The sequence below is a fragment of the Pseudomonas sp. EA_105y_Pfl2_R69 genome, assembly GCF_963970915.1.
Lineage (GTDB): Bacteria > Pseudomonadota > Gammaproteobacteria > Pseudomonadales > Pseudomonadaceae > Aquipseudomonas.
Window position 1 is genome coordinate 228,467 of record NZ_CAXAOO010000006.1, and the last position, 18,370, is coordinate 246,836.

19 protein-coding genes are annotated in these 18,370 nt (G+C 63.6%); 3 read left to right on the forward strand and 16 right to left on the reverse strand.

The window, feature by feature from the left end:
* Window positions 1–43: 43 nt before the first annotated feature.
* A complete protein-coding gene (gene ccmB, locus AACY13_RS17700; RefSeq protein WP_325509379.1) occupies window positions 44–715 on the reverse strand; it encodes a heme exporter protein CcmB in 672 nt (223 codons plus the stop codon).
* A complete protein-coding gene (gene ccmA / locus AACY13_RS17705; protein WP_339462883.1) occupies window positions 712–1,347 on the reverse strand; it encodes a cytochrome c biogenesis heme-transporting ATPase CcmA in 636 nt (211 codons plus the stop codon). Before ccmA ends, ccmB begins: the two co-directional genes overlap by 4 nt.
* A gap of 306 nt (window positions 1,348–1,653) precedes the next feature.
* Between ccmA and fliK the strand changes: the two genes are divergently transcribed.
* Window positions 1,654–3,195, forward strand: coding sequence for a flagellar hook-length control protein FliK (fliK, locus tag AACY13_RS17710; RefSeq protein ID WP_339462884.1), 1,542 nt, complete (start codon window positions 1,654–1,656; stop codon window positions 3,193–3,195).
* Window positions 3,192–3,518 (forward strand): EscU/YscU/HrcU family type III secretion system export apparatus switch protein, encoded by a 327-nt coding sequence (locus AACY13_RS17715; RefSeq protein ID WP_339462885.1) that lies wholly within the window; start codon window positions 3,192–3,194, stop codon window positions 3,516–3,518. The genes fliK and AACY13_RS17715 overlap by 4 nt, the downstream gene beginning before the upstream one ends.
* A 27-nt stretch (window positions 3,519–3,545) precedes the next feature.
* Here the strand turns inward: AACY13_RS17715 and AACY13_RS17720 are convergent, their stop codons facing one another.
* The 14 genes from AACY13_RS17720 to flhA all read right to left on the reverse strand — a co-directional run bounded on the left by AACY13_RS17720 (window position 3,546) and on the right by flhA (window position 17,587).
* A complete protein-coding gene (locus AACY13_RS17720) occupies window positions 3,546–3,950 on the reverse strand; it encodes a DUF2802 domain-containing protein (protein ID WP_339462886.1) in 405 nt (134 codons plus the stop codon).
* A gap of 3 nt (window positions 3,951–3,953) precedes the next feature.
* Window positions 3,954–4,433, reverse strand: coding sequence for a chemotaxis protein CheW (locus AACY13_RS17725; protein ID WP_339462887.1), 480 nt, complete (start codon window positions 4,431–4,433; stop codon window positions 3,954–3,956).
* Between the two features lie 87 nt (window positions 4,434–4,520).
* On the reverse strand, window positions 4,521–5,327 hold the full coding sequence (locus AACY13_RS17730; protein WP_339462888.1) for a CheW domain-containing protein: 807 nt from the start codon (window positions 5,325–5,327) through the stop codon (window positions 4,521–4,523).
* 87 nt (window positions 5,328–5,414) lie between these two features.
* Entirely contained in the window at window positions 5,415–6,203 is a 789-nt protein-coding gene (locus AACY13_RS17735) for a ParA family protein (protein ID WP_339462889.1), read from the reverse strand.
* Between the two features lie 51 nt (window positions 6,204–6,254).
* Window positions 6,255–7,124 (reverse strand): flagellar motor protein MotD, encoded by an 870-nt coding sequence (gene motD / locus AACY13_RS17740; RefSeq protein WP_339462890.1) that lies wholly within the window; start codon window positions 7,122–7,124, stop codon window positions 6,255–6,257.
* A 12-nt stretch (window positions 7,125–7,136) separates the two neighbouring features.
* Complete coding sequence (locus AACY13_RS17745; RefSeq protein WP_339462891.1) at window positions 7,137–7,877, reverse strand: flagellar motor protein; 741 nt, start codon at window positions 7,875–7,877, stop codon at window positions 7,137–7,139.
* The gene (locus AACY13_RS17750; RefSeq protein ID WP_339462892.1) at window positions 7,878–8,996 is read right to left on the reverse strand and encodes a protein-glutamate methylesterase/protein-glutamine glutaminase; all 1,119 of its coding nucleotides are present in this window, start codon (window positions 8,994–8,996) and stop codon (window positions 7,878–7,880) included.
* A 45-nt stretch (window positions 8,997–9,041) separates the two neighbouring features.
* Entirely contained in the window at window positions 9,042–11,216 is a 2,175-nt protein-coding gene (locus AACY13_RS17755) for a chemotaxis protein CheA (RefSeq protein ID WP_339462893.1), read from the reverse strand.
* A 10-nt stretch (window positions 11,217–11,226) separates the two neighbouring features.
* A complete protein-coding gene (locus AACY13_RS17760; protein ID WP_339462894.1) occupies window positions 11,227–12,015 on the reverse strand; it encodes a protein phosphatase CheZ in 789 nt (262 codons plus the stop codon).
* Between the two features lie 19 nt (window positions 12,016–12,034).
* Window positions 12,035–12,409, reverse strand: a complete 375-nt coding sequence (locus AACY13_RS17765; protein WP_178113450.1) for a chemotaxis response regulator CheY — start codon at window positions 12,407–12,409, stop codon at window positions 12,035–12,037.
* Between the two features lie 91 nt (window positions 12,410–12,500).
* Complete coding sequence (fliA, locus tag AACY13_RS17770; protein ID WP_339462896.1) at window positions 12,501–13,250, reverse strand: RNA polymerase sigma factor FliA; 750 nt, start codon at window positions 13,248–13,250, stop codon at window positions 12,501–12,503.
* Window positions 13,247–14,077 carry a flagellar synthesis regulator FleN gene (gene fleN / locus AACY13_RS17775; RefSeq protein ID WP_339462897.1) on the reverse strand — a complete coding sequence of 277 codons (831 nt, stop codon included), beginning with the start codon at window positions 14,075–14,077 and terminating at the stop codon, window positions 13,247–13,249. The genes fliA and fleN overlap by 4 nt, the downstream gene beginning before the upstream one ends.
* 69 nt (window positions 14,078–14,146) lie before the next feature.
* Window positions 14,147–15,448 (reverse strand): flagellar biosynthesis protein FlhF, encoded by a 1,302-nt coding sequence (gene flhF / locus AACY13_RS17780; RefSeq protein WP_339462898.1) that lies wholly within the window; start codon window positions 15,446–15,448, stop codon window positions 14,147–14,149.
* Window positions 15,449–15,463: 15 nt separating this feature from the next.
* Window positions 15,464–17,587: a flagellar biosynthesis protein FlhA gene (flhA, locus tag AACY13_RS17785; RefSeq protein WP_339462988.1), complete on the reverse strand. Its 2,124-nt coding sequence runs from the start codon at window positions 17,585–17,587 to the stop codon at window positions 15,464–15,466.
* Between the two features lie 244 nt (window positions 17,588–17,831).
* On the opposite strand from flhA, the gene sodC reads away from it, so the two are divergent.
* Window positions 17,832–18,353: a superoxide dismutase [Cu-Zn] SodC gene (gene sodC, locus AACY13_RS17790; RefSeq protein ID WP_339462899.1), complete on the forward strand. Its 522-nt coding sequence runs from the start codon at window positions 17,832–17,834 to the stop codon at window positions 18,351–18,353.
* Window positions 18,354–18,370 lie beyond the last annotated feature (17 nt).

Here is an 18,370-nt window from a genome sequence, read left to right on the forward strand (position 1 = left end):
CGCAGGCAAGCACCAGGATCAACCGGCCATTCAGGCTTATTGTCTACTCAGCGACGCTGATCTTAAGACCGGCGGCGATGGCAAAAGGTGTCAGGGTCACCGCCAGGGCGGTGAGGCTGGCCAGCCACAACAGGTGGCCCAGCGCCGGCAGTCCTTGCAGGCTGGCTTGTAACGCCCCGCTGCCGAGAATCAGCACCGGGATATACAGCGGCAGAATCAGCAGCGCCAGCAACAGGCCACCACGCTTGAGACCCACCGTCAGCGCCGCGCCCACCGCCCCCAGCAGGCTCAGCACCGGGGTACCGAGCAACAGCGAGAGCAGCAATACCGGCAGGCAGCGCCCCGGCAGACCGAGCATCAGCGCCAGCAGCGGTGCCAGCAGCACCAGGGCCAGGCCGGAAAACAGCCAGTGTGCCAGCACCTTGGCCAGAACCAGAAGGGCCAGGGGGTGCGGCGAAAGGACCCACTGCTCCAGCGAGCCGTCCTCGAAATCACTGCGAAACAGCCCGTCCAGCGAGAGCAGCACGGCCAAAAGCGCCGCCACCCACACCAGCCCCGGCGAAAGGCTTTGTAACAACTGCGTCTGCGGGCCCACCGCCAACGGGAACAGGGCGATCACTATGGCGAAGAACACCAGCGGGTTGGCCAACTCCGCCGGACGCCGAAACAGCAAGCGCGCTTCACGGGCCAGCAGCAGGGTAAAGACATTGCTCATAACGGACGCTGCCCCAGATCAAGCTCGCGGTAACCGGCCGGTTTGACCGTCAGTTCGTGGTGCGTGGTCAACACCACCAACCCGCCCAGCTGGCAATGCTGCGCGAGGTGCTGCTCCAACTGCGCCACCGCCGCTTTGTCCAGCGCGGTAAAGGGCTCATCGAGCACCCACAATGGCGGCCCGGGCAGATACAGGCGGGCCAGCGCCACGCGGCGCTGCTGGCCGGCGGACAGGGTATGACAGGGCACATCCTCGAAACCGCGCAGCCCCACTGCCGCCAGCGCCTGCCAGATCGCCTCGCGCTCGGCGGGATGATGCAGGGCGCAGAGCCAGGTGAGGTTCTCCTCGGCCGTGAGCAGCCCCTTGATCCCGGCGGCGTGGCCTATCCACAGCAGGTTGCGCGCCAGTTCCGCGCGCTGTGCAGTCAGAGGCAGGCCATTGAGGCGTACTTCCCCCGCCGTCGGCTGCATCAGACCGGCCAGCAGACGCAGCAGGCTGGTCTTGCCGCTGCCGTTGGGACCGGCCACCTGAAGCATCTCGCCGGGAACCAGACGCAGCTCCAGGCGTTCGAAGAGCATGCGCCAGTCCCGCTCACAAGCGAGCGCCACGGCTTCGAGAAGGGGACTGGTCAAGGCATCGGCACCTAAGATGGATGGCAAAAGCTGTTCAAGTCGGCAGAGTCTTGGCCGCTATACTGAGGCAAGCGCAATGCGCGCCGCCCCCAGAGGGTGTTTACAAAAGTAGCGAGCGATGGCCTGGCAAGGCGAAAACAGCCGAAAAAGCGGAGTGTACGAGTAGTACATGAGCATTTTGAGGTTGGTTTCAACGCAGCATGGCCGAGCGCAGTAATTTGTAAATACCCTCTCGGACGGTGCGCGATTATACATGCCCGGCCCCGCCTCCCGCAGTGGGCATTTTCGACAGGTTGTAACCCGTCCATGAGCGAAATCAGCAGCCCGCGCCCGGTTTCACCGACGCCGCCGAGCAGTCGCGCCAATAACCTACCTGCCGATCTGGCGCTAAAGCTGCTGCAGCCTATGCAGGGGCTGCTGGCCAGTGGCGAAACCGCCAAGGCCGAAGTCATCGCCCTGAAGGAGGTGGCCCAGAGCTTCCAGGTGCTGCTCAAGCTGACCCTCGAGAACGGCCGCCAGACCACACTCGAAGCCAGCAGCCCACGGCCCCTGGCTCAGGGTACCGCGCTGGCAGTCACCGCCCTCTCGGAAACCCGGCTGGCAGTCTTGCTGCAGACCGGCACCGGCAAGGCCCTGACCAGCCTGGACCTGCAGCAGCTGCCCATCGGCACCCTGCTGCAGGGCAAGGTGGAGGCCCGCGAACAACTGCTGCAGGGCAAAACCCAGCAGGTGATCTACAAGGTTGTCCTCAATCTGCTCAACACGCCGCTGGCCGGCAGCAAGCTGGCCCTGGAGACGCCGCTACCGCTGCCCCTCGGCAGCTTGCTCAGCGCCGAGGTACAGGGCCGCCAGGCGCTGAACTTCCTGCCCCTGAGCGGCCGCCTCGACCAACTGGTGCTCGGTCAGCAGCTGACTACCCAGCACAATCGCCAGGGTTCTCTGGAAGGCCTGCTCAGCGCCCTGCAAGGCCTGACGACCAAGCAGGCGCTACCGGAGGGCCTGCGCACCAGCATCGACAAACTATTGGGCGGCCTGCCCGATGCCGCCCAACTGAGCACGGCCAAGGGCCTGAGCCAGGCCATCGGCGACAGCGGCCTGCTGCTCGAAAGCAAACTGCTGAGCGGTCAGGGTCACGCCCTGCCTACCGATTTGAAAGCCAATCTGCTGCGCCTGATCACCCAGCTCCTGCCCAATGCCCCGAGCGGCCAGCCCCTGGCTGCGGCCAATGCCGGCGCGGTGCTGGCCCAGGCCATGCCGGCTCTGGCGCGCAACCTGCTGGGCCTCGGCCAGATGAGCAGCCGCCAGCAGGCCCTGAACTTCCCCCTGCCCTCGCGCCTGCTGCAGGCCATGGACGGCGAAGCCGATCTGGAAACCCTGCTGAAACTGGCCGCGGCGGCGGTTTCCCGCCTGCAGACCCATCAACTGTCCAGCCTGGCGCAAAGCCAGGTCGGCCCGGACGGCAACCTGCTGACCACCTGGCAACTGGAGCTGCCGATGCGCAACCAGCAGGAACTGGTGCCCCTGCAGGTCAAGATCCAGCGCGACGAGGGCAACAAGGCGGACAAGCCCGAGAAGAAGGAAACCCTGTGGAAGGTCGAACTGGCCTTCGACCTCGAACCGCTAGGGCCCTTGCAAGTGCAGGCGCAGCTGGTCCAGGGCCGGTTGTCGAGCCAGCTGTGGGCCGAACGCGGCAGCACCGTCAGCCTGATCGACGGCGAACTGGACAATCTGCGCCAGCGCCTTAATGGCGTTGGCGTGCAGGTCGGCGAGCTGGCCTGCAACCAGGGCACGCCACCGCGCGGCCCGCGCACGACCCTCGAACAGCGCTGGGTGGACGAAACCGCATGAAAAAGACCGCGCCACGCCAGGCCATCGCCCTGACCTACGACGGTCAGAACGCCCCCATACTCAGCGCCAAGGGCGACGACGAGCTGGCCGAAGCGATTCTGGCCATTGCCCGCGAGTATGAGGTGCCGATCTACGAGAATGCGGAACTGGTGCGCCTGCTGGCGCGCCTGGAGCTGGGCGACGCGATTCCCGAGCAGCTGTACCGCTGTATCGCCGAGATCATCGCGTTCGCCTGGTATCTGAAGGGCAAGTGCCCGGCCGGCTTCGACCGCGAGCCGGATATCACCCCACCCCTGCCCCAACTCGACGGACCGCCGCGCTAAACGCGCCCGGGGCCTGCGGGGATCGACTCAGGAGCGCCGGGTGCGGGCCTGCTGCATCTTGCTGACCAGCTCGGCTTCGGCCTTGCTCAGGCCGCAGGACTGGGTGAGGTCATCGACGCTGGCCCCCATGCCGGCCAGGCGCGCCGCCTGGGTAAAGGACAGGCTGCTGGGATCGCGCTGCTCGATCTGACTCAACTTGTCCGGCAAGGGTGCCACGACGCGCCGCAGTTCGTGCAGCTCCTCGCCCATCTGCACGCTGCCGGCCAGGTAGGCATCCAGCCGCCGACTCAGCTCCTTGAGCCGCTGATCACGCAGCGCATCGCCCTCGGCCTGCAACTGCACGGTCTGACGCAGCTGCCTGGCTAGCCAGACACAGGCAGCCAGCAACCCCAGACAGACCAGGGCCAGTATCGCCAGCAGGGCCTCGAGCATGGCTCAGATGCTCTCCAGCTCGGACCATTCTTCTTCGCTCATCATCTTGTCCAGTTCGACCAGAATCAGCAGCTCGCCGTTCTTGTTGCACACGCCCTGGATAAACTTGGCCGACTCGTCGTTGCCGACATTGGGCGCGGTTTCCACCTCGGACTGACGCAGGTAGACCACCTCGGCCACGCTGTCGACCAGAATGCCCACCACCTGCTTGTCGGCCTCGATGATCACGACACGGGTATTGTCCGTCACCGTGGTGGAGTCCAGGCCAAAGCGCTGGCGGGTGTCGATCACCGTCACCACATTGCCGCGCAGGTTGATGATGCCCAGCACATAGCTCGGAGCACCCGGCACAGGGGCGATCTCGGTATAACGCAGCACTTCCTGCACCTGCATCACGTTGATGCCATAGGTTTCGTTGTCCAGACGGAAAGTCACCCACTGCAGAATCGGATCTTCAGAACCTTGTGCAGAACTTTTCTTCATGTCCCTAGCCTCGTCATGTCGCGGGTATTTGTCCCGCTGTCATTACTATAGATGCCAGACCGCGCTACCCGCGCCGCCCGAAAATATTCAATGCAGCCTACCGGCCGCCATGCGCTTGGCCGCACCGCTGGCAATCAACTCGGCCAACGAGGCGATATCCAGCAGCGCGCACATATGTTCGATCACCGTGCCCGCCAGCCAAGGCCGCTGGGTACGCTGGGTACGCCACTTGACCTCACTGGGGTCCAGGCGAATCGACCGGCTGACCTGGTGCACGGCCAGCCCCCACTCATAACCCTGTACCGAAATCACATACTGCAGGCCATCGCGAAAATCGTCGCGGTAGCGGTCGGGCATCACCCAGCGCGCGGTATCCAGCACCTTCAGGTTACCCGCCTGGCACGGCAGTATGCCGAGAAACCAGTCCGGCTGGCCAAATAATGGCGTGAGCTCCTGCCCGGCCAGTGGATAGATCGAACCCAGACACACCAGAGGCACGGCCAGGGTCAGCCCGGCCACATCGAACAACAGGCACTCGAAGGGTTCCTGCGCCCACTCGGGACGACCGCCCAGCAGCGCCCCGGGGGCCTGCGGCGGCGCAGACTCGGTGTGGCTTTGCGGCACCGCTTCGGCCACCACGGCCTCGGCAACAGGCTGGGCCGCGGGTATTTCGACAGTCGGCAACGGCCGCGGTGCTGGTACCGCCGGCAGCGGACTCGCTATCGCCTGCGGCGTCGCCCGGGCATCGCGCACCTGCTCCTCGAGCACGGCGGCCTCGAACTCGTCCAGCCCGACGCTATCGGCCAACTCGACCGCTGCCTCCTGCAGCAAGCCGTCCAGATAGGACTGCAAAGCCAGTTGCGGACGTGTAGCTGTAACCAGGGGACGACTCATGAATGCAACCCGCAAAAACGACCTGTACAGGCTATCGGCCGCGCCGACGGCAGACTTGAGCGCTTATCTTCAATGTAACGGCTCATCTCAGGCAACCTGCGCGGCGGTCTGCTGAGTCAGCAGGTGCTTGAGCAGGGCACGATAGGCCAGCACCCCACGGCTGTTGTGGTCGAAGCGCGAGGGCGTCAGGCCGGCCCGACTGGCATCGCGCAGGCGCGTATCCACCGGGATATAGGCGGGCCACAGGTGTTCGGGATAACTGTTGCGCAACACCCGCAGGGTACTCATGGACGCCTGGGTGCGCCGGTCGAACAGGGTCGGCACTATGGTGTAGGGCAAGGCCTGACGTCGCGAGCGATTGATCATCGCCAGGGTGCTGACCATGCGTTCGAGGCCCTTGACCGCGAGGAACTCGGTCTGCACCGGGATCACCAGTTGCTGGCTGGCCGCCAGGGCATTGACCATCAGCACGCCGAGCAAGGGCGGGCTGTCGATGACCGCGTAATCGAAGTTCTGCCAGAGCTGCGCCAGACTCTTGGCGATCACCAGCCCCAGGCCGCTCTGCCCCGGGGACTGTCGCTCCAGGGTCGCCAGCGCGGTACTCGATGGCAGCAAGGCAATGCGCTCGTCGCTGGTCGGCAGCAGCAGGGCCTGCGCCAGCCCCGGGGGCACGCTGCCCTGATGCTGAAACAGGTCGAAACAGCTGTGCTCGAGGCTGTCGGGGTCATGCCCGAAGTAACTGGTCATCGACCCATGGGGGTCGAGATCGACCACCACCACGCGCTTGCCGGCATCGGCCAACAAGCCGGCCAGGGCGATCGAGGTGGTGGTTTTACCCACACCACCTTTTTGATTGGCTACTGCCCAGACTCTCATTCTCTTCATCCTCCCGGTGGGCTTGCGCCTGACCGAGAATGGGTGCCGCCCTTATGGGACTGGCGACAGGGGATTGACGGCACCCGCTTGCGGGGCCTGCGCTGGTGACGCTGGTGCAGGTTGCGTGCCAGCCCGCCGCAGGGCGGCATCGGGTCTGGCGTTGCCGCTGCCCACCCCGCTGACACTGCGACGCACATCGAGATTGCGGGAAATCACCAGGACCACCCGGCGATTGCGTCCACGGCCCTCGGCGGTAGTATTGTCCGCAACCGGCTGGAACTCGCCATAGCCGACCGCCGCCAGACGCCCTGGGCTGACGCCGTCCAGGCTCAGCATACGCACGATGGTCGCCGCCCGCGCGGTGGACAACTCCCAGTTGGTCGGGAACTGGGCCGTCTGAATCGGCAGGTTGTCGGTAAACCCCTCGACATGAATGGGGTTTTCATAGGGTGCCAGAATTTTGGCCACCTTCTCGATGATGTCGAAAGCCGCGCCATTGGGGATGGCATCGCCACTGGTAAACAGCAGGCTGGAGCTGAGCTCGATCTCGATCCACAACTCATTGCCGCTGACCCTCAGCTGCTCGGTCTCAATCAGCTCGCCGAAGGCCTCGCGAATACTGCTGGCGATGCTGACCAGGGAATCGGAGGAGGACTGAGGACTTTCGTCATCGACCTGCGTAGGCGCAGGCTCGATGGTACGCGGACGCAACTCGCCGACCGGTATCGGCTTGATGGCGCGATCGGGCTGGTTGAAAACCCCGGTCAGGCTGTCCGAAAGGATCTTGTACTTGCCCTCGTTGATCGAGGAAATCGAATACATGACCACAAAAAAGGCGAACAGCAGCGTGATGAAGTCCGCGTAGGACACCAGCCAGCGCTCGTGATTTGCATGTTCTTCGTGATGCCGCCTGCGGGCCATAGTCTGTTCCCATCAATCCATAAAGCCTTGCAGCTTCAACTCAATGGAACGCGGGTTCTCGCCTTCGGCGATCGACAGGACGCCCTCCAGCAACATCTCCCGGTAGCGCGACTGGCGCTGGGCGATGGCCTTGAGCTTGTTGCCGATCGGCAGCAGCAGCAGGTTGGCCAGACCGACGCCATAAATGGTGGCGACGAAGGCCACGGCGATACCGCTACCGAGCATGCTCGGGTCGGCCAGGTTGCCCATGACATGGATCAGGCCCATCACCGCCCCGATGATACCGATGGTCGGCGCATAGCCGCCCATGCTCTCGAACACCTTGGCGGCCTGGATATCGCGACCTTCCTGGGTATACAGGTCAACTTCAAGAATGCTGCGGATGGCTTCCGGTTCGGCACCGTCGACCAGCAACTGCAGGCCCTTGCGCGCATAGGGGTCGGTCTCCGCATCGGCCACCGCCTCGAGGCCGAGCAGCCCCTCCTTGCGCGCCGTCATGCTCCAGCCCACAACCCTGTTGATGCCGCCGATCAAGTCGATATGCGGCGGAAAGAAAATCCAGCTGCTGATGGCCAGCGAGCGCTTGAACACATTGACCGGGGCCTGCAGAAAGGCCGCGCCCAGGGTACCGCCGATCACGATCAGGGCCGCCGGACCGTTGAGCAATGCCGCCGCATGGCCACCCTCCAGGTAGTTACCGCCAAGAATGGCGACAAAGGCCAGGATGACCCCAATCAGGCTCAGTACATCCATTTATATACAGGTCTCCGCCAGGTGCCTGCCAATCTCGTCGAGCGGGTAGATCGCGTCGGCCAGGTCGGCTTTGACGATGGCCATCGGCATGCCGTAGATCACGCAGCTGGCTTCGTCCTGGGCCCATACCTGGCTGCCGCTCTGCTTGAGCAGACGCGCACCTTCGCGGCCATCCGCCCCCATGCCGGTCAGCACCACCGCCAGCACCCTGTCGTGATACGACTTGGACACCGAACCAAAGGTGATATCGACGCAGGGCTTGTAATTCAGACGCTCGTCGCCGGGCAGGATCCTGATCATGCCCCGGGCATCGACCATCATCTGCTTGCCGCCGGGAGCCAGCAGGGCCAGGCCCGGGCGCAGCACATCACCGTCCTCGGCCTCCTTGACGCTGATCCGGCAGAGCTTGTCCAGGCGCTCAGCGAAGGCCTTGGTAAAGGCCGCAGGCATATGCTGGATAAGTACGATGGGGGCCGGGAAACTGGCCGGCAACTGGGTCAGGACCCGTTGCAGGGCCACCGGGCCACCGGTCGAGGTGCCGATGGCGACCAGTTTGTAGGCCTTGCGCCTGGGCGCAGCCGAACTGACCGGCGCGCCAACGGAAGCGCTCGCCGGACGACTCAAGGAACTGCCGCCAGCGCTGGCGGCGGGACGTCCCGCCGGCCTGGCTGGCGCAGCCGGGGCGGCGACCGAGGCGGCAGGCGGACTGAAACTGCGCCTGTTGCTACGGGCGATGGTATGGATCTTCTCGCACAGCAGTTGCTTGACCCGCTCCGGATTGCGCGAGATGTCTTCGAAGTTCTTCGGCAGAAAATCGACGGCCCCGGCCTCCAGCGCATCCAGGGTCACCCGCGCGCCTTCGTGGGTCAGCGAGGAAAACATCAACACCGGGGTTGGACAGCGCTGCATGATATTACGCACGGCCGTGATGCCATCCATCATCGGCATCTCGTAATCCATGGTGATCACGTCCGGCTTGAGGGCCAGCGCCTGATCGATGGCCTCGCGGCCGTTGGTGGCTGTACCGATCACCTGGATATTAGGGTCGGCCGAAAGAATTTCCGACACACGCCGGCGAAAGAAACCGGAATCGTCAACCACCAACACCTTAACAGCCATAAACACTCCTAAACGGCACGACGAAGACAGGCGTGCCGTCAATATTCAGATGCGCCGAGCATAACGCTTCAGCATGCTCGGTACGTCGAGAATCAGGGCGATGCGCCCATCGCCGGTGATGGTCGCGCCCGACATGCCCGGAGTGCCCTGGAGCATCTTGCCCAGCGGCTTGATCACCACCTCCTCCTGGCCCACCAGTTGATCGACGACGAAGCCGATGCGCTGATTGCCGACCGTGAGGATCACCACATGGCCCTCGCCCTGCTCAACATGCGCCGCCTTACTCACCAGCCAGCGCTTGAGGTAGAACAGGGGCAGCGCCTTGTCGCGCACGATCACCACTTCCTGGCCGTCGACCACGTTGGTGCGCGACAGGTCGAGGTGGAAGATTTCGTTGACGTTGACCAGCGGGAAGGCGAAGGCCTGGTTGCCCAGCATCACCATCAGGGTCGGCATGATCGCCAGGGTCAGCGGCACCTTGATGACGATCTTCGAGCCCTGGCCCTTGACCGAGAACACGTTGACCGTGCCATTGAGCTGGGAAATCTTGGTTTTCACCACGTCCATGCCGACACCGCGGCCGGACACGTCGGAAATCTCGGTCTTGGTCGAGAAGCCCGGGGCGAAGATCAGGTTGTAGCATTCGAATTCGTTGAGGCGGTCGGCCGCATCCTTGTCCAGCAGCCCCTTCTCCACCGCCTTGGCGCGTAGCACATCGGCGTCCATACCCTTGCCGTCGTCGGAGATCGACAGGAGGATATGGTCGCCCTCCTGCTCGGCCGAGAGCACCACCTTGCCGCCTCGCAGCTTGCCCGAGGCCTCGCGCTCCTCCGGCATCTCGATACCGTGGTCGACCGCGTTGCGCACCAGGTGGACCAGCGGATCGGCCAGGGCTTCGACCAGGTTCTTGTCCAGGTCGGTTTCTTCGCCGACCAGCTCCAGATTGATCTCTTTCTTAAGCTGGCGCGCCAGATCGCGAACCAGTCGCGGGAAGCGCCCGAAGACCTTCTTGATCGGCTGCATGCGCGTCTTCATCACCGCGGTCTGCAGGTCCGCGGTGACCACATCGAGGTTGGAGACGGCCTTGGCCATGGCCTCATCGGCGCTGTTGGAGCCCAGGCGCACCAGGCGGTTACGCACCAGCACCAGCTCGCCGACCATGTTCATGATCTCGTCCAGGCGCGCGGTGTCGACCCTGACCGTGGTTTCCGCCTCGCTGGGCGGGGCAGCCTTCTCGTTGGCCGGGGCAGCCATAGCCTTGGCCGGCTCGGGCTTGGCCGCAGGTTTCGCCGCGGGCTTGACCACCGATTTGGCGGGCTCAAGCGGCTCCGCCGGGGCGGCCGCAGGCGCAGTGCTGACGGTCTCGGGCTCGACAAACTTGCCTTTGCCATGCAGCTGATCGAGCAGCGCCTCGAACTCGTCATCGGTGATTTCATCACTGCCGGATGCCGCCGCGGGGGCTGCCTTGGCCGTTGGCTCGGGGGTTGCCGGCGGGGCAAACTGGCCCTTGCCATGCAACTGGTCGAGCAAAGACTCGAATTCGTCATCTGTGATTTCGTCGCTGCCGGATGCCGCCGCGGCAACTGCGGCGGGAGCCGCCACGCTGGCGGTCTCGGCGGCCGCGAACTGGCCCTTGCCATGCAACTGATCGAGCAGGGACTCGAATTCGTCATCGGTAATTTCATCGCTGCCGGCAGCCACGGCCGCCTGACTGGGGGCCTCATCCAGAGCACCGAGCAGCTGTTCGAACTCGCTGTCGGTGATATCGGCCCCGCCGCCCACAGGCGCTGGCGCTGCAGCGGGCGCTGCGGCGACCGGCGCAGCGGCTCCCGCCGGCTCGGCCAGACGTGCCAAGGCAGCCAGCAGCTCGGGCGTGGCCGGGGTCAGGTCGGTGCGCTCGCGCACCTCGGTAAACATGCTGTTGACCGCATCCAGTGCTTCCAGCACCACATCCATCAGCGCCGAGTCGACGCGTCGTTCGCCCTTGCGCAGGATGTCGAAGACGTTTTCTGCGATATGGCAGCATTCCACCAGCTCATTGAGCTGGAGAAAACCAGCACCACCTTTGACGGTATGGAACCCGCGAAAAATAGCGTTGAGCAGATTCATGTCGTCCGGCCGACTCTCCAGCTCTACAAGCTGTTCGGACAGTAGTTCAAGAATCTCGCCGGCCTCCACCAGGAAGTCCTGGAGGATTTCTTCATCGGCGCCGAAGCTCATAGACGTGCTCCTAAAATCCCAGGCTGGAAAGCAGATCGTCGACATCATCCTGATTGGATGCGACGTCATCACGCTTATCGGCATGAATCTGCGGACCTTCACCGCTGGAAGGCTCTTTTTGTTGTTCTTGTTCGGCGCGGAGCAATTCGTGGTTGTGCTCGATGCCGGCAATCTGATCGACCTGACTGGCCATCAGCACCAGCTTGAGCAGGTTGCTCTCGACCTCGGTAACCAGTTGCGTCACCCGCTTGATCACCTGGCCGGTGAGGTCCTGATAGTCCTGGGCGAGCAGAATGTCGTTGAGATGACCGGACAGCTTGCTGGCGTCACGCTCACTGCGGGCAAGAAACAACTCGACGCGCTTGGCCAGCTCACGAAAGCCATCGGCACTCATCTCGCGGCGCATAAAACGCCCCCAGTCGGCACTCAGGCTCTGCGCTTCGGCGCTGAGGTCATTGACCAGCGGGGCACTCTGCTCGACCAGGTCCATGGTGCGATTGGCCGCTTTCTCGGTCATCGTCACCACATAGTTGAGGCGTTCGGTGGCATCGGTGATCTGGGAGACTTCGGTGGCATGGGGGACGCGCGGATCGAGCTGGAAATTGACGATCGCGTTGTGCAGTTCCCGGGTCAGTTTGCCGACTTCGTGATACAGGCCACGATCGCGTGCCTTGTTGAGTTCATGGATCAGCTGTACCGCTTCGCCGAAATTGCCTTGTTCCAGGCTGTCAACCAGCTGGCGAGCGCTTTGCTTCAGAGTCGACTCGAGGTCGCTCTGAGGGGAATCTTCGTATTCCATAGTACCCTCGCGGCAAACATCAGCCGTTGACCCGCTCGAAGATCTTTTCGATCTTCTCTTTGAGCACCTGAGCGGTGAACGGCTTGACCACATAACCGTTCACCCCCGCCTGCGCCGCCTCGATGATCTGATCGCGCTTGGCTTCTGCCGTGACCATCAGCACCGGCAGGGTTTTCAGGCGCTCGTCGGCACGCACCGCACGCAACAGGTCGATCCCGGTCATGCCTGGCATATTCCAGTCAGTCACCAGGAAATCGAAACTGCCACTCTGCAGCATGGGCAAGGCGGTGGTGCCGTCATCGGCTTCCGCGGTATTGGTGAACCCCAAATCGCGCAGGAGGTTCTTGATGATCCGGCGCATCGTTGAAAAGTCATCAACGATGAGGATTTTCATATTTTTGTCCAAGTCGACCTCCGTACAGTCCAAACGTATCCAGCACCTGGCTACGCCTTTAATCGTGAAACCGGCCTGCTGATTTAACTGCCTAGTTCGCGCGCCATTCGCCAAGCCGCGCCCGCAACCGTGCCGCGCACTGGCTGTGGAGCTGACTGACGCGAGACTCGCTAACCCCCAGTACCTCGCCGATCTCCTTGAGATTCAGTTCTTCGTCGTAATACAACGCCAGCACCAGCCGCTCTCGCTCCGGCAGGCCGGCAATGGCATCGGCCAGCGCCGCCTGAAAGCGTTCGTCTTCCAGATCGCGTGAGGGTTCGAGGTGGTGGCCGGCAAGATCCTCGCGCAGCCCGCCGCCGTGCTCGCCATCCTGCAACAGGTCGTCGAAGCTGAACAGGCGGCTGCCCAACGTGTCGCCAAGAATGCCGTAGTAATCCTCGAGACTCAATTGGAGTTCGGCCGCAACCTCTTGATCTTTAGCGTCTCGACCGGTTCTGGCCTCAATTACCCGAATGGCATCGCTAACCATGCGGCTGTTTCGATGCACCGAACGGGGGGCCCAGTCACCTTTGCGCACCTCGTCGAGCATGGAGCCGCGAATGCGGATACCGGCGAATGTCTCGAAACTGGCACCCTTGCTGGAGTCGTATTTTTTTGACGCTTCGAGCAGGCCGATCATGCCGGCCTGAATCAGATCGTCCACCTGGATATTGGCCGGCAAGCGCGCCAACAGGTGGTAAGCAATGCGTTTGACCAGAGGCGCATAGCGCTCGATCAACTGGTGCTGGGAGTCCTGCGCCTGTGCTTTGCTGTACATACGGAGTCCAGAGGCTGCTGTCATATGGCCGGGTCCGCGACCGGTTGCTGCACCAGACGCTCGACGAAAAACTCCAGATGACCGCGCGGGTTGGCCGGCAGCGGCCAGGCATCGACCTTCTGGGCTATCGCCTTGAACGCCAGCGCACATTTAGAGCGTGGGAAGGCTTCATAGACCGCACGCTGTTTCTGCACGGCCTTGCGCACCGACTCGTCGTAGGGCACGGCCCCTACATATTGCAGGGCGACATCGAGAAAACGATCGGTGACCTTGGTCAGCTTAGCAAACAGATTGCGACCCTCCTGCGGGCTATGGGCCATATTGGCCAGCACGCGAAAGCGGTTCATGCCGTGGTCGCGGTTGAGCAGCTTGATCAGGGCATAGGCATCGGTGATCGAGGTCGGCTCGTCGCACACCACCACCAACACTTCCTGGGCCGCGCGCACGAAGCTGACCACGCCATCGCCGATCCCGGCCGCGGTGTCGATGATCAATACGTCGAGGTTGTCGCTGATATCGCTGAAGGCCTGAATCAGTCCGGCGTGCTGCATCGGCGACAGCTGCACCATGCTCTGGATGCCGGAGGCCGCCGGCACGATGCGGATGCCCCCCGGCCCCTGTAGCAGAACCTCACGCAACTCGCACTCGCCGCTGATGACATCTTCCAGGGTGCGTTTGGCGGTCAGGCCCAGCAGTACGTCGACGTTGGCCAAGCCCAGGTCGGCGTCCATCAGCATCACCCGGCGGCCGAGGTCGGCCAGGGCCAGAGCCAGATTCACCGACACATTGGTCTTACCGACGCCACCCTTGCCGCCGGTTACAGCAATCACCTGTACGGGATGCATACCCATGTTATCTACACACCTGTTGTCTAACTTCGACCGCAGCCATGCGGCTGGCGGTGTTCTGTTGATTAATGCTCAACTCGCGCGGCGCGTTGGCTGCTGATAGAGGCCGGCAAACATCTCGGCCATCGTATCCTCGCTGGGGTCCTGGGTCGCCTGTAGCCCCACCGCCCGACTCACCAGCTGATGGCTGCGCGGCACATGCAGATCGTCCGGGATCCGCGGCCCATCGGTCAGATAGGCTACCGGTAGACGCTGGCTAATAGCCAGCCCTAAAACCTCGCCCAGGCTGGTGGCTTCGTCCGCTTTAGTCAGGATGCAGCCGGACAAACCGCACGGTTTGTAACTATGGTAGGCCGCTTTCAGCACTTGGCTCTGACTGGTTGCCGCCATCACCAGATAATTCTTCGCATTGACCCCGCGACTGGCCAGGGTTTCCAGCTGCATGCGCAGAGCCGGATCGTTGCCCGGCAGGCCGGCGGTATCGATCAGCACCACGCGCTTGCGCGCCAGCGGGGCCAGGGCCTGGGTCAGCGACTGTCCCGGATCGACCAGGGTCACCGGCACATCGAGGATGCGCCCCAGGGTCTTGAGTTGCTCCTGGGCACCGATGCGGTAGCTGTCCAGGCTGACCAGGGCGATATGCTGCGCGCCGTACTTGAGCACGTAGCGCGCCGCCAGCTTGGCCAGGGTAGTGGTCTTGCCCATGCCGGCGGGACCGACCAGGGCGATCACCCCGCCCTCGTCCATCGGTTCCTGCTTCGGTGTCTTGATCGCGTGGGCCAGATGGGCCAGGAGCATGCGCCAGGCCTGGCGCGGCTCGGCGACATTGGCCACGCGCTCGAGCAGGGCCTTGGCCAGCTCGGCGGACAGGCCCATGCGCTGCAGGCGCCGCCACAGGTTGGCCTGCTGCGGCCGACGGTTCTGCAACTGGCCCCAGGCGATGGAGCCGAGCTGCACCTCGATCAGCTCGCGCAGACCATGCAACTCGAAACGCATGGCATCCAGGGCGCGCTGATCGCTCACCGCAGCCGGTGCACCCTGAGGTTGTTGCAGAGCCGCCGCCAGACTGGCAGCGGGCATGCTCAGCGGCGCGCCAAGCAGCTGGCGGTCCTTGCCGGCATCGCCCTGGGCACGGCTGACCAGCTCGGCCTGGGCCGAGGCGATCTTCGCCTGGGTCTGACGCAGCTCGGCCTCCAGCGCCGGGTTGGGCTGGCGGGCCGGCGCGGCAGGAATCTGATAATCCAGTGCGGCAGTCAGCTCGACACCGCCGGCAACCCGGCGATTGCCGATGATCGAGGCATCGGCACCCAGCTCATCGCGCACCAGTTTCATGGCGGTACGCATATCGGCGGCGAAAAAGCGTTTGACCTGCATGGCCTGTAACCTCGGTTAGTTCTGCCCCACCGTCGCGACGATGGTGACTTGCTTGTTGTCCGGAATTTCCTGGTATGCCAGTACATGGATACTCGGAACCGCCAGCCGCGCGAAGCGCGAGAGCATCGCCCGGACCGGACCGGCCACCAGCAGTATCACCGGCTTGCCGAGCATCTCCTGGCGCTGCGCCGCTTCCACCAGGGAACGCTGCAGCTTCTCGGCCATCCCAGGCTCCAGAAGAATGCCCTCCTCGGAGCCTTGTCCGGCCTTGTTCATACTGTTGAGCAATATCTGTTCCAACCTGGGCTCCAGGGTGATCACAGGCAGCTCCAGCTCTAGTCCCACAATGCTTTGCACGATTGCCCGAGCCAGGGCGACGCGTACCGCCGCCACCATCGCGGCGGGATCTTGACTCTTGACCGCGACATTGGCGATGGCCTCGGCGATGGTGCGGATATCCCTGACCGGAACCTGCTCCTGCAGCAAAGCCTGCAACACCTTGAGCAGGGTCGACAGCGAAATGAGACCCGGCACCAGCTCCTCGGCCAGCTTGGGCGAACTCTTGGCCAGCAGCTGCAGCAGCTGCTGCACTTCCTCATGCCCCAGCAGCTCGTGGGCATGCTTGTGCAGCACCTGGTTGAGGTGGGTGGCGACCACGGTACTGGCATCGACCACGGTGTACCCCAGGGATTGGGCCTGATCGCGCTGGCTCGGGTCGATCCACACCGCCTCCAGGCCAAACGCCGGGTCTTTGGCGGCAATGCCGTTCAACGTGCCGAAGACCTGCCCCGGGTTGATCGCCAGCTCGCGATCCGGATAGACCTCGGCCTCGGCCACGCTGACCCCCATCAATGTCAAACGGTAGGCATTGGGCTGCAGATCGAGGTTGTCGCGAATATGCACCGAGGGCATAAGAAAGCCCATTTCCTGGGACAGCTTCTTGCGCACCCCCTTGATCCGCGCCAGCAGCTGGCCACCCTGGTTGCGATCGACCAGCGGGATCAGGCGGTAGCCCACCTCCAGGCCGACCATATCCACCGGCGTCACGTCATCCCAGCCCAGCTCCTTGACCTCCTGGGCCCGCTGCGCCGGCAGCAGCTCCTGCTGGCGCTGCACTTCCTTGATCTCGTTCTCCTGGACCACCCGCTGCTTGTTGGCGATCCAGTAGGCCGCGCCAGCCGCCACCAGGCCCAGACCGATAAAGGAGAAGTGCGGCATGCCTGGCACCAGACCGATGGCGATCATGATCGCGGCCGCCACCGCCAGGGCGCGGGGCGAGGCAAACATCTGGCGATTGACCTGAGCGCCCATATCCTCGGAACTGGAAACCCGGGTCACCATGATGGCCGCCGCGGTGGACAACAGCAGCGAAGGAATCTGTGCCACCAGGCCGTCACCGATGGTCAGCAGGGTGTAGACCTTGCCCGCATCGACAAAATTCAGGCTGTGCTGGAACACGCCGATGGCGATGCCGCCGATCAGGTTGATAAACAGAATCAGCAGGCCGGCCACCGCATCGCCGCGCACGAATTTGCTGGCACCGTCCATGGAGCCGTAGAAGTCGGCTTCCTGGGACACATCGGAACGGCGCTGCTTGGCTTCGGCCTGGTCGATCAGGCCGGCGTTGAGGTCGGCGTCGATGGCCATCTGCTTGCCCGGCATGGCATCCAGGGTAAAGCGTGCGCTGACCTCGGAAATGCGCCCGGCACCTTTGGTCACCACCACGAAGTTGATGATCATCAGAATGGCGAACACCACGATACCGACCACATAGTTGCCGCCGATCACCACCTCGCCGAAGGCCTGGATCACCTGTCCTGCGGCATCGCCGCCGCCATGCCCGTGCAGCAGCACCACCCGGGTCGAGGCGACGTTCAGCGCCAGGCGCAACAGGGTGGCGGCCAGCAGAATGGTGGGGAATACCGCGAAATCCAGGGGCCGCAGCGCATAGATGCTGACCAGCAGCACCACGATCGACAGGGCGATGCTGAAGGTGAAGAGCACATCGAGGAGAAAGGGCGGAATCGGCAGCATGACCATGCCGAGCATGACCAGCAGCAACAGCGGAATACCCAGATTGCCCTGCTTCAACCCCGACAGGTTGCTGCGCACATCACTGATCATTTGCGAACGATCTATTGCCACTGCCCTACCCCAGCCGATTCAATCTTTTGACGCCCAAGGCGTCACTGTGTCGGTGATTGCAAGAAGCCTTCCACTTTCACCCACGCCGCTCGCAATCACTCGCCAGGCGGCGCTCCACCAGGGAGGAATGCTGGCGCGTGATAGAAACAGCGAACCTCGGCAGCAAATGCCAGTCCCAGCACTGGCAGGACGCGGCATGCCCGCCGCGTTTTCTCGAGAGCCACCGAGGAATTCAACAATGAAACGATGGATGATTGCCGCACTGGCCGGCTGCTGCGCCGCCAACCTTCAGGCAGCCGAACTGTCGGTCGAACTCAAGGCCGTGGATGGCAAAGGCCAGGGGGCCTCGATCGGCACGGTGCTTATCAGCGAGAGCCCGTATGGCGTGGTGTTTACCCCGCAGTTGCACGGCCTCGAACCCGGCCTGCATGGCTTTCATGTACACAGCCAGCCCAGCTGCGATCCGGCCCCCAAGGATGGCCAGCCCTCGGCAGCCGAAGCCGCTGGCGGCCACTGGGACCCGCAGAACACTGGCAAACACGGTCAGCCCTGGGGCGACGGCCACCTGGGTGATTTGCCCACCCTGCTGGTCACGGCGGACGGCAAGGCCAGCCAGCCGGTACTGGCACCACGGATCAAGCATCCAGGGGAGCTGAAAGGCCTGTCGCTGATGGTCCATGCAGGTGGCGACAACCATGCCGACCATCCCCAACCACTGGGCGGTGGCGGAACACGCGTAGCCTGCGGCGTGATCGACTAGACGGCACAGCCTATCAC